The 12,890-nt window shown below is 68.5% G+C and carries 4 protein-coding genes (1 of these 4 cut by a window edge); all 4 read right to left on the reverse strand.

Annotated features, from left to right (window positions below; genetic code table 11):
* Positions 1-9,513, reverse strand: partial view of a calcium-binding protein gene (locus ROA7023_RS12670; RefSeq protein WP_143535546.1) — the 5' portion only. Its footprint begins 111 nt before the window's first position; the window shows 9,513 of its 9,624 coding nt (coding positions 1-9,513); its start codon is at positions 9,511-9,513; the stop codon falls past the left edge of the window.
* A 181-nt stretch (positions 9,514-9,694) separates the two neighbouring features.
* The gene (gene tcuB, locus ROA7023_RS12675) at positions 9,695-10,771 is read right to left on the reverse strand and encodes a tricarballylate utilization 4Fe-4S protein TcuB (protein ID WP_085879412.1); all 1,077 of its coding nucleotides are present in this window, start codon (positions 10,769-10,771) and stop codon (positions 9,695-9,697) included.
* The gene (gene tcuA, locus ROA7023_RS12680; RefSeq protein WP_085879413.1) at positions 10,761-12,152 is read right to left on the reverse strand and encodes an FAD-dependent tricarballylate dehydrogenase TcuA; all 1,392 of its coding nucleotides are present in this window, start codon (positions 12,150-12,152) and stop codon (positions 10,761-10,763) included. Before tcuA ends, tcuB begins: the two co-directional genes overlap by 11 nt.
* On the reverse strand, positions 12,149-12,811 hold the full coding sequence (locus tag ROA7023_RS12685; protein ID WP_085879441.1) for a GntR family transcriptional regulator: 663 nt from the start codon (positions 12,809-12,811) through the stop codon (positions 12,149-12,151). The genes tcuA and ROA7023_RS12685 overlap by 4 nt, the downstream gene beginning before the upstream one ends.
* Between the last annotated feature and the right edge of the window lie 79 nt (positions 12,812-12,890).

A 12,890-nucleotide genomic window follows, 5' to 3' on the forward strand; every position in this document is an offset into this window, starting at 1 on the left:
GCCGGCGATGCCAAAGCCGAGGGCGCCGATCGTGCCCGGGCTGTCCTGGGCGACCACATCGACATCCCCGGCCGTCACCGGCGCACGGTCCAGCCGCGCCTCGACACCGCGGTCGATGGTGTTGAAAGCCAGCCCGCCCGCCGCCGCGATCGCATAGCCGGAGCCGGCCCCGCCGGCAGAAGTTACCCCCGCGCCGGCCCCGGCCACGGCCACGGCCCAGTAATCAGCGGTGCCGTCCCGCTCCAGCTTGGCGGCCTCGCGCGCCAGCACCGCGTCGCCGCTGGAGGCCGCGACCACACGGGCGTCGATCTTGACCACCCCGGAAGCGGCCACCAGCTCGGTGCCCTCGACATAGGCGGCGACGCGGTGCCCGCGCAGCGCGTCAACGCCCGAGGTCGTGTCGTCCCGATCGCCGAAAAGGCCGACCAGGTTGACCGACAGGGAGAGGCCCACCGACACCGACAGGCGGGTGCCGGCTTGCGAGTTGGATCCACCCGACGCGACGGCCAGAGAGATGCCGCCCCCCGCCGCGTAGGCCGAGGAATGGTCGTAGGCCAGCACGTTGATGTCGCCGACCGTGGCGGTGACGCTGTCGGCATTCTCGATGAACGACAGCACCTGCGCGTTGATCTGGTTGTAGGCCAGCGCCCCCGCGATCCCCACCGTCTTGGCCGTGCCCTTGGCGACACTGGTGCCCAGCGAGCCCGAGATCAGCCGGCTGTCGAACACGCTGACCACGTCGAGCGCCCCGACCGTCATCGGCACGTCGCGCACGTATGCGCGCACGTTGTCGGCCAGGCTGTTCACCGCCAGCGCGGCGGCGATGGAGATCTGGAACTTGTCCTCCTGACCATCCGTCGTATCGTTGATCCCTGGAACAACCGGGGTCGCGCCGGCGACCGCGATCGCGCTGACATCGCCGAGGCTGGCCGCGATCACCGAGACGTCGCCGGTCGTCCGGAAAGCGGGGGGGGCCCCGGCGACCGGATCCGCATAGATCCGGCTGCCGATCCGGGCTTCCGCGTCGCGCTCCACGAAATTGGTGACCAGGGTCCCGGCGATCCCGATCTTCTGCGTCGTCGCGAAGGACCCGCCGACGTTGACGACGGTCTTGTCGTCGACGGCCCGAATCACCGCTGTCCCGGTCCCCTCGACCGTGACGCCGTCGCCGATGACGACATCCGCGCCACGGTCCACCGTGGCATTTGTCGTGTTCCTGACGGAATAGATGTTGACCACCCCGTTCAAGGCCACCGATTTCGCGGACCCGCCCGACCCGCTGAGCAGGATGTCGCGGCCGGTGTTGAGCGCGTCGACCTCCAGCGCCTCGGCCCGGACGATGGCGCCCGAGGCGATGACCGCCCGGGCGGCGCTTTCGATGTCGGTGACGAAGACGGCGATGCCCGCCGCGTTCTCGGTATCCTCGCCGCCGACACCCAGAAGCGAGGCGGAATCGGCCGCGTTCTTCAGCGTGAAACTGCCCTTGTTGATCGGCGACCAGCTGTTGAACGTCTTGCCGCTGCCGGTCACCCCGCCGATCGGGTCGGGCACCGAGAAATTGCCGCCCAGGGTGATCATGTCGTTGATCGCCGTGGCCTTGACCGTCACCCGGCGGTTCGGGTCCGCCGGCGGCGCCTTGACCTTGAGGTTGCCGTCGGCGTCGCGCTGTTCCGCGCCCGTCCCATCCAGCAGCGGCACCACGTTGATGCGGGCGTCGCCGGTCAGCAGGGCGTCGGCCGAATGCCGCATCACCATGATGCCGGCCGACACCGCGATGGCCAGCTTCTCCTGACCCTGCGCCGTCGCCTGCGACCAGGCGTCGATCAGGTTGTTGTCGAGGCCGAGGTTGTCGTCGAGGTAGGTGAAGATCTGCGCGATGCCCGACTTGGCCGCATCGCCGGCGGCCACGGCTTCGGGATCCGGCATCAGCTTCCAGTAGCGGGCGTCGTCATAATCGGCGTCGCGGCTGTCGAACACCTTGTTCTCGGGGCCTGTGTATTCATACCAGCGGCCGCGCTTTTCCACTTCGCTGAATCGCTCCGAGATCCTGACCGTCTCGCCCGCCGAGAAGGCGCGGACGTAGTCGACCGGCTCCCAGCGCTCGGTATCGGTGAAATCCTCCTCGCTGAGGTCGACGTCGTTCTTGTCCGCGTCGACCGCGAAATAGGGCAGCTTGAACGCATAGGCCTGGCCGACCTCGCCGCCCGAGCTGTGGCCGGGGGCAACCTCGGCGATGAACCCGGCATCGAGCTGGCCCACCGGATCGCCGTCGCTGAGGTATCCGTGCGAACTCAGGGTCGGCGAGGTCGAGACGGCTCCGCGGAAATTGCGCCCGTACAGGCCCAGGTCGTCGATGTCGTTGAAGGCCGTCGCCTCGACGGCGACATCGCCCCCGGCCTCGACATCCGCGGCATTGATCAGGGCATCAACGTCGTTGTTCTGCGACCCGACATAGACCGCGACGGATATGCCCGTCTCGATCGTCGCACTGTTCGGATTCAGGACCTTTCCCGACAAGGTCCGCGGCGCGAAGGTCTTCAGTTTCTTGCCGCTCTTTGCGACATCGTCGTCCTCCACGTTGTTGGCATCGGCCCCGGCGCCCGCGGTCACGTCCGGCCGTGAATTCGCGCTCGCCGTGACGCGCACGTCCCCTTCCGCGTCGACCACACTGCGCGCAGTTCCGTTGTAGTCCTCCGCGAAACCGATGCGCGCATCTACCCGGTTGCTGTCGATCTCGAGCGAAAGCGAGGCCGCCACCTGTAGTTTCGAACCGTTGGAGTCGGCTTTCGACTGGCGGGCCTGATCGGCCTTGGAGACATTTCCCGAGTTCTTCTTGTTGAGGGCGTAGGTCTTGATCGCGTTGACCAAACCTGCGTTGCTGCCGGTCACGAACGAGACGGCAGAGCCCCGGGCATCCGCCTCGAATTCACCGGTGGAGTTCGTCCCGACGCGGGCATCCGCCGTCGTGCCGTTGTCGATCCCGGGGATCGCGAAGAAGTTCTTCTTGGCGATCGGCTGGCGCTCCTGCTTGGCGGTCACCAGAACGTCGCCGCCCGCCGTCACGTCGCCGTCGAGCCAGGCACTGGTCTCGCCATCCTCGATATTGATGGCAATGGAGACGCCGACCTCTCCGTCTTCGCCCGTCGTGGAGCGGGCAAGGGTGCGGGCCTGGTCGATGGTGATCGCCTGGAGCGATACGGTGCCCCCGGCATTGACGACGGTCCCGGCGCCGAGGATCGTGGAATTGGTCGAATCCGTCACGCTCAGGCCCACCGCGAAGGCCCGGCGTTCGAAGAAATCGCCGCCGCCATTCGCCTTCAGGACCTGCTCGATCCTGTTGCCCACGGTTTTCGGATCCGCGAAGCTCTTGGGGGCCGCGTCGATGTAGACGTCGAGGATGTTCTTGATGTCGGAACGGATCGCGACATCGCCGGCCGTGGTGATGTCGACATTGCCGGTATGCACCTTCGCGGTCGTCACCGCGGCGCCGACCTTGAGACCGAAGCCGAAGGCGAAGGGCGAGGTCGCGGCCTTTGCCTCGGCCGTGGCGGACACGTCCAGATTCCGCGCGTCGATGATCAGCCGGCCGTTCGGGGTGTCGCCTTCGGGGTTGCCCTCGGCGTTGAGGAACACCTGCGCCGAGGATTTCGCGACGGAGACGCCGATATTGACCGAGATGTTCTCGAAAAACCGCGCCAACCCTCCCCAGCCAGGCTGCTTGCCCGTCTCGTAGAACAGCGAGCTCGCCTCTGCCTGGATGTCGACGTTGCCGCCGGTGATCTCGGCGTCGCCGATGGTGACGTTGGCGACGTTGTAGTCGACGTTGATGAAGCCCAGCGCACTGAAGTCCGCCACCGCGTCGGCCGCGCGGATGGTGATGTCGCCCCGCAGGTCCGGATCCGCGCCCGTTCCGACGGAGCTGATGACCGTGCCGTCGGCGATGTTGATGCGGCGGACATTGTAGGCGGAGATTTCGTTCTCGGCGATGATCGAGATGTTCACCGGCACGTCCCCGTCGCCGATGATGTCAAAGCCCTTGCTGTCGAAATCCAGCACCTTGAGCTCAAGATCGGTGCCGTTGGCGCGCAGATCGCCGGACAGGGCGAAGATCCCTCCGCCATCGCTGTCGCTATACATCCGCTGATTGATCCGCACCCTGTCGAGCGGAGCCGCGCCTGTCGATGTCGGGGCCGCCGGGGCCGAGCCGGCGGCGGCGGCCTCCGTCACCAGCGTGAAGTATTCATCGGGATTGGCGATGGTGGAGCCGGTCACCAGGATCTCGACGACATCCCGCGACGCCGGGTCGCCGTCCCAGGCGGTGTTGTCGATCTCGACCGTTCTGAGGACGACGGTCTCGTTTCCGGCCGCGACGAGGCCCCGGGGGTCGATGACATAGGTGTCCTTTCCCAGGCCGCCGGTCAGGGTGTCGGCCCCTCCGGCGGTCTCGACCGTGACCGGCAGGCTGATCGAGGACCAGCCGATCCGGTCGGCCTCGGGCGTCCCGTATATGGTCATGGTCTCGACGCCCGCGATCTCGTCGATCCCAAGGGACGACCCCGACAGCAGGGCCGCTGTCATGCGGTGGCCGGTGGCGGTCTCGGTGACCGAGAACTGGACCCCCTCCGGGCTGTCGGCAAAGCTCTCCTCCAGCCGGTCGATCCCGCCGCCGCCGTCGATGGAATCCGACCCCGCCCCGCCAATCAGCACGTCCGCCCCGCCCGCGGCCCGCAGCGTGTCGTCGCCCGCGCCGCCCTCCAGCCGAACCGAGGGCGCATAGAGCGTGTTGCCGACGATGGTATCGCCCGTCGCGGCGACCAGCAGGCCCAGGTCCTCGGCCGCGCGCACCCCGTCCACCGGCACGACCTCGAATGTGCGGCCCGCGACCGGCGTGCTGGTGTCGGTCAGCACGATGCCGCCCGCCTCCGACAGCTCGGCCGAGACCTTGGGGCTGACGCTGTCCAGCACCTCGACGATGTCGGCGACGGTCGTCCGGGCCGTGATCGCGCCGAGGTCGACGCTGACGACGCTGCCATCGCGCAGGTGCAGCCGGAAATCCGTGGCTGTATCCACCAGCGGCAGGCCGGTCAGCACAGAGCCGACCGCAAGGATGCCGTCAACGCCAAGCCCCCTCGCCAGGACGGCGTTGGGGCTGAGCACCCGCAAGGTGCCGGAGTCCGCGTCCGGCGCGGTATCCGTCCAGCGCAGCGCGGTGCCGTCGGGGGTGAAATCAACGGTGATCCGGTGGCTGGCGAGGGCGTCGTTCAGCGCGTCGATCAGGGCGCCGAGCGTCTGCAGCACCGGCAGCTCGACGGTGATGACCTCGGCGACCCCGTCGCGCGAGACCTGAAGCCTCAGCTCTCTGCCGTCTTCCAGCGACAGGCCCGCGCCGCCGTTGAGCTGCGCAAGGTCCTGCCGGTCCCGGGTATTGTCCAGCCGCAGCAGGACGCCGTCCCGGTCGCGCACGCCGAGGAAGCGGGTCCGGTCGTCGGCCCCGATCTCGGGGTTGAGCAGGATCAGCTCCTTGTCGCCGCTGTTGCTGACGAAGCCGCTGGCATCCAGCAGGTTGCCGAACTCTCCGCCGATCAGGGTCGCGGATTCGATGCTGATCAGCAGGTCGGTCTCTTCGGTGTCGGCAACGGGGCGGCGCAGCTGGGCGGTCGCCAGGGCAACCTCGTCCGCGGTCACCAGCTCGGGCGGGATCGATTCCAGGATCAGGTCGGTCTCGGTCCGTTCCAGCAGCCGGTCGGGCCCGGCCCCGCCAAAGAGCGTGTCGGACCCCAGGCCGCCGCCCAGGGTGTCGATGCCGTCCCCGCCATAAAGCACGTCGTTGGCGGTCGAGCCGATCAGCCGGTCATTGCCGCCGCTGCCCTTGAGCACGACCCCCAACGCCCCGGTGAAGGCGGAGGCATCCATCACCGTGTCGCCGGAGCCGCCCAACAGCACCGCGCCCTCGATCCCGGCCAACAGGTTCAGCCGCTTCGCCCCGGGGGTGAAGTCCAGGGTGACGCTGTCCGGGGCCACCGCCGCGCCGCCGCCGGTCAGGCGCAGGACGTCGGCCGCGAAGGCATTGGCGTCGACGCCGATCTCCAGCCCGCCGAGGGCGTCGACGAATTGCACTCGGATCGTCCGCGTGCCGTCCGCGGCGACGGTTTCGTCCAGCAAGAGCCCGTCGACCTGCAAGGGCCCCAAGTCGCCCAGGGCGGCGCGGATCTCGGAAAGCTCCGCGTCATGGGCGATCGGCGCGGTCCTCTCGGTCAGCTCCGCGCCCGGCGCGCCATGGGTGTAGCGCAGGAAAAGCTCGCCACCGTCCACCTCGGGGCCGATGGTGATGGTCAGGTCGGCGTTCGTGCCCTCGCCCAGGTCCAGCGAGACGTCGGTCAGGATGTGCCGCGCATTGCGCTGCTCGAAGATCAGATCGTCCCCGGCGCCGCCGTCGATGCTGTCGATCCCGAAACCGCCGCTGAAGACGTCATTCCCCGCCCCGCCCAGCAGGGTGTCGTCGCCGGCCCGGCCCGCGACCGTCACCGACCCGCCGAAGCCGGTAGCGTCGATCCGGTTGGCGCTGGCCCCGCCGGTGATCTCGGCCGCCTCGATGCTGACGATGTAATCCGTCTCGTAGGCGTCGGTCGCGCCCGCCAGGAAATACCGCACCTGTTCGGTGGGAGAGGGCAGCCCCTCGGCCGTCAGGTCCACGGTGCCGGGGGCCAACGCCTCCAGCACCACGTCGGCGTCGCGCAGGATGTTGACCTTGTCGATCCCGGCGCCGCCCACGATCGTATCGTTCCCGCCGCCGCCGAAAAACTGGTTGGGCGCGGTGCGGCTGCCGATCAGCAGGTCGCCGTCGGTGCCCAGAAGCGCGCCCGCGCCGAGGCCCAGGTCGCTGCCCGCGGCGAGGCCGAGGTTCTCCGCCGCCGTGCCGCCGTTGAGCGATGTGACGGTGACGGTCGTGGTGTCCCCTGTGGACAGATCCTCCAGCTCGAACCCGTCGCCTGTGGCGTTGACGCGCAGCTCCACCAGCCCGTCAGCCACCGCGTTGACCGTGGCCAGAAGGTCGCGCAGGGTGCGCAGGCCGCTCAGGTCCACATCCACCGACGCGCCGTCGGACCGCGTGATGCGGATATCGTCCAGGACCAGGCTGACCGCCTCGCCGGTCAGGTCGGTGTCATAGCCGAAGATCGCACGGTCCAGCTCTTCCGGCAGGGGCTCGAAGGTCGGCGCGTTGGCCGCCTGCACCAGGCCGAGGTCGTTGCCCGCCGTCGATCCGGGAAGGTTCTCGACCGAGATGTCCCGCATCGGCGCGACGTCGCGGGCGTCGATGATGACGAACGCCCGGCCGCCGACGGTGAGCGCGGCGGAGACCCCTTCGGGCGCTGCGGCCTCGATGGCGTCGATCACGTCCTGCACCGTGGTCAGCCCCGCGGTGCTGACCCCGAAGTCACTCGCGGCGCCGTCGGCCAGAAGAACCCGGAACCCGGCCCCCGCGGAGGTGTCGATCCCGTCGCCGTTGTTCAGCCGGGCAAGCTCCGTCTGCGGCTGCGTGGCGAGGTCGATCCAGGTGCCGTCGGTCAGGCCGACCTCGCCGCCCGGCGCGATCTCGGCGAGGGCGATGTCGAAGCCGCCGTCCAGGGTCAGACCGCCCTCGCCGGTGAAGGCGCGGGCATCGAGCGTGTTGGCGCTGATCCCGCCGATCAGCTCGGCGCCGGTGAACCCGGTGATGTCCAGCACCCGTGTCACACCCGGCGCGGTGCGGATGTTCGACAGCGTGAGGCGCGTGTCGGTCAGCACCATGTCGGCGTCGGCGCGTACGCTCAGCGTGTCCGCGCCCCCGCCGCCGACCAGCTTGCGGATGGCGGCGCCGGCTTGCACGGCGTCGTCGGCCTCTCCGGTCTCTATGAACAGCGTATTGTCGGCGGCCAGGATCGTGTTCGCCGCGGTGGCGGAACCCCGGACCAGGTTGAAATTGCGGATCGTGCCGATGGCGGTGCTGGCCTCGTTGCGCAGATCCACGGTCAACTCGCCGGTCACATCCCGGAAATCCAGCACCTGCCACTTGGGCGCCGCCGCGTCGATCCCGGGCGCGATGAAGCTCTCGACCCGCCCCGAGGTCACCGACAGCAGCGGGGTCAGGGCCCGAAGATAGCCAAGGTTGTCCGGGTCTGTCCGGGCCAGCAGATGCACCTGTGCGCGTCCGTCATCGTCGGTGGACAGGACGAAATCCTTGTCCAGCGCCGACAGGTCGATCTCGTCGATCTCGCCCTGCAGGGCATTGCCGTTCTCGCGGACGACCACGCCGTCCGACGTGGCCGACAGGACATAGCGGTCGTCGCCGGCCCCGCCGCTGAGGATGTCGGCGCCGCCCATCCCGTGCAGGATGTTGTCGGTCTCGTCGCCGATCAGCTCGTCGGCCCGGGCAGTGCCGAACACCTCCGAGATGCCGACGACCTCGATCTTTTCGCCGAGGTCCAGCAAGACCCGTTCGCCCATCTCGCCGGCGTCCAGGTTGACCTTGACCGCCCGGTCGATGGTCCGAAGATCCAGCGAGACCTCGCCGATGCCGGCCTCGAGCCTGCCGACGCCGGTCGCGGTCGCAAGCCGGACCGGCCCGTCGGTCTCGCGGACGGCGAACAGCCAGTTGTCGACGCCGTCGTCGCTGCCCGGGCGCGCGACGAAGGTGGTCGCCACGTCCAGCCCGACCAGCCTGTCCTTGCCGTCCCTGCCGTCGAACCGGTCGAGGCTGCCGTCGCCCTCGAATCGCAGCACGTCGTCCGCGCCGCCGCCAATGATGCGGCTGACACCGGCGAAGGCGATGTCGTCCTCGGCCGATTCGCTGCCGCGGTAATCCGCCGCCCCTTCGCCGTCGCCGGTCAGGGTGATCCCCAGGGTCGAGCGCGTGTCGGCGACTTCGCCCCCGTCGTCGTTGATGTCGAGGTTGAACGACAGCGTGTCCCCGGCCTCGCCGCCGAGGTCCAAATCCACGGTCGGCGCGAAAAGCGCACCGCCCATCAGAAGCAGGCTCTTGCCGCTGATCTGCACCGCGTCGGTGCCGGAGCCGGTCCGGATCGTCAGATCGAGAGACATGCTGTCATCGGCGGTGAATTCGTCGGCGAAGATCCGGACGATGTCGTTGCCGGCCCCGGTGTCGACGACCAGCGCCGTGCCGTTCAGCACGCTTTCGGAATAGACCGGCGTCGCCTCCCCGGGCGGCGAGCCGTCTTCGGAAAGGTAGACCTGGACCAGGTGATCGAAATTGCCGTTCTCGTCGTCGTCGACATTGGCGAGGCGGATCACGACCTGCTGATTCTGGGCCGCATCGCCCAGCGCGATGGCCAGCGGCACGTCCGCGGCGAGCAGGAGCCGGGGCTCGAACGCCTCCAGACCGGGACGCTCTGCCGCCTTGGGGCGGGGCCGGGTCCGCCGCCCGAGACCGCGCCGCAACCTCTGGAACAGGCCGCGGGACGGTCCTGATTGCCCTCGCGGCGAGGCGGTCATCGTTGGGCCGAACGGATAAGACATCGGCCCCCCAAGATCGACGCTCAAAGCCTGAAACGCCAAGGGTCCGTCGCAAAAGCAGAATATCGGCGCCGTATCGCTAAGCCAAGAATAGCGAAGGCTTTTCCGGCTGTCACCGAAAATTTAGATTTTCATTTGATAAGCGGCTGACAGGGCGGGCGGGCGATCGGGTCCGCGCGCCCTGTCAGCCGCGCACGGCCGCGTCCCGGACTAGCGCCGCGTAGCGGTAGGCGCCGTGCGCCATCTTGGAATAGGGGATCAGCAGGAACAGCGTCAGCACGGTCCCCAGGTGCAGCACCAGAAGGCTTTCCACCAGCGCCGTGCCGGTGGCCGCATAGAGTGCGAGCCCGGTCAGCCCCGTGGCGCCCAGCAGCAGGACGAAGGCCATCTCTCCGCCCCAGCGGCCGCTGGCGCCCAGCGCCGGATCGGCCTTGGTCTTCAGCCAGGCCAGCCAGAACGCACCGACGGTCAGCAGGATGCCACCGGGAACGCCCAGCAGTTTCGGCAGGCTGAAGAAGCCGTAGGGGGCTTTCATGTCAAAGAGATAGTGTAGAACGGTTCCCGATGAGGTCGAGGCGAAGCACAGCAGGAACCCCAGCAGGGTCGCCTGGTGCGCATAGCGCCGGGCCCCGGTGAACCGGTCGCCCTCCTCGAAGTTGCAGCCGTCGCCGCCGCCGGCGAGGTTGCGCATGTTGGCGGTGCGCCGCCCCGCCTCGCGCAGGTCGCGCCAGCGGACCGGGCCGCCGCCCACGTCCCGCCAGTAGCGCCGGACCCCCATCGCCAGGGCCATCACCGGAAACAAAAAGGCGGGCGCGAAGATCGCGACCATGACGGCGTGTGACAGATAGGCATAGAAGCCATCGCCAACGGTCGGGCCCATGCCGCGCACGAACAGCAGCAACAGCGCGATACCGACGACCAGCGCGGCCGCGACCGCCACGCCGCTGCGGTGGAACAGGCCCCCTGCGGGGGCGGGCCAGGCATACCGCTCCCAGCTTTCGGCGCGGACCTCGGCCAGCGCGGCCGGCAGGTTCAGGGCGAAGTGGTGCGGCTCGGTATATTGGCAGGCGTAGTAGCAGCCCCGGCAATTGTGGCAGAGGTTGGCGAGCTGGGTGATGTCGGCGTCCGAGAACGCCCGCTCGCGGAACATCGCCGGGAAGACGTCGCAATAGCCTTCGCAATAGCGGCAGGCATTGCAGATGTCGGCCTGTCGGCGGGCCTCGTCCACGGCGTTGAGGATGGGGGGTGTATCAAGCGACATGGGCTGCGGCCTCCTGTCCCGCGATCCGGCCGAAAACAGTGCCGATGGTCATACCGAAACCGGCCAGATAACCTTCGCCGAGGATCGACCCGGCCATGATTTCGCCCGCGGCCCAGACATTGGGCAGCTGGCGGTTTCCCATCGAGACCACCGCGCGGTGATCCACCTTGAGACCCAGATAGGTGAAGGTGACCCCGGTCCGCAGGGTGTAGCCGTGGAACGGCGGCTCGACGATCGGGCGCGCCCAGTTCGTCTTGGGCGGATCCAGCCCTTCGGTGGCGAGGCCGTCGAGCTCGTTCGAGCTGAAGGTACCCTCCCGGCAGGCGGCGTTGTAGGTCTCTATCGTTCTGCGCAGCCGGTCGCCGGGGATCCCGAGCTTGTCGGCGAGTTCCTCGATCGTGTCAGCCTTTTCGGGCGGAAACACGGAAGGCATGAAATCGCGCACGGCCTTGGAGTCGATGATGGAATAGGCCACCTGGTCGGGCTGACCTGCCACCAGCCGGCCCCAGATCGCGTAGCGCTTCGGCCAGACATCCTCGCCCTCGTCATAGAACCGCTCCCCGTCGCGATTGACCACGACCGAGAACGGCACGCAGTCTAGGCGAGTCACGATGCCATCGTCGAACTGCGCCGCCCGCCCGTCGATCGCGACCGCGTGGCATTGTGTCGGATCGCCGATGCTGTCGGCGCCCTGGTCCAGCATGTCGCGCAGGACGCGGCCCCGGTTGTAGCGCGTGCCGCGGATGAGAAAGTTGCGCGCCGACGGCCCCCAGGCCTCGGCCAGCCAGTCGATATTGGCTTGGAACCCGCCCGAGGCCAGCACCAGCGACCGCCCGGATATGGCCACCGGTTCGCCGCCGCGCATCAGCTCCAGCCCGGTGAAATCGCCGTCCTCGAACGTGACATGGGTGACCTCGGCATCATACCACGCGGTCACGCCCAGGTCCTCGGCGGTATTGAAATAGGCGTTCACCAGCGCCTTGCCCCCGCCGAGGAAGAACGCATTGGTCCGCGACAGCGACAGCGTGCCCGACAGCGAGGGCTGGAACCGCACGCCATGCGCCTCCATCCAGGGCAGGCATTCCTCGGACTTGCGGATCGCGAGCCGGGCGAGATCCTCGTCGGTGTTGCCCTTCGTCACCCGCAGCAGGTCGTCGAAATACTCTTCCTCGCCGTAGGTGCCGGTCAGAACCGACAGCGGCCCGGAGTGCATGCACCGGAAATTGCGGGTGTGGCGGGAATTGCCGCCGCGATAGGCCTTGGGGGCGGCATCGACGATCAGGACTTTGGCGCCGGTCTCGGCCGCCTCGATCGCCGCGCAGAGGCCGGCGTTGCCGCCGCCGACGACGATCACGTCCCAGTCGCTTTCGGGCTTTGTCATGCGACATCCTCCAACCGGATCTGGCGCAGACGGGCGCGCTGCGCATTCTGGATGTGAACCCGCATCGCGGCCTCGGCGGCGGCCGGGTCGCGCGCCTCCAGCGCCGCGATGATGCGGTCGTGCTCTTCGATGGCCGTCGAGGCGCGCCCGGCCTCTTCCATGGTCGAGGGCCCGAGAATCAGCAGCGTCTTCTGGATCGCCTCGACCGACCGGACCAGGAACCGGTTGCGCGCGGCGTTCAGCAGGACGGCGTGAAACTGGCGGTTCGCGGTCAGCAGCACGCCGATATCCGTGGAGGCCCGCATCTCTTCGTTGATCGACCTGATTTCCCCAAGGTCGATCTCGGACGCGGCCCGCGCCGCGAACCGCGCGGCCGTCCCCTCCAGCACGGTGCGCATCTCGTAGAGCTCGGTGATTTCGCTGTAGTCCAGCGTCCGGATCACGGCGCCGATGCGCGGCACGTGGGTGACCATGCCGTCCGCCTCGAGCTGGCGGATCGCCTCGCGGATCGGCGTGCGCGAGCGTCCCAGACGCGCGGCCAGTTCCGTCTCGACCAGCCGGTCGCCCGGCTTCAGCGCACCGCTGTCGATCTCGGCGATCAGGGTCCTGTAGGCGTCGGCGCCCTGCTGCGGCCGCCCCGGATCATCGGTTCTGGACATCACGATTCCCTTGCGTTCCATCTTGGATACATTTGGATACACCCGGATGCAACCGACTTGCCGGACGTGGGCGGTGGCG

The organism is Roseisalinus antarcticus (genome assembly GCF_900172355.1).
Lineage (GTDB): Bacteria > Pseudomonadota > Alphaproteobacteria > Rhodobacterales > Rhodobacteraceae > Oceanicola > Oceanicola antarcticus_A.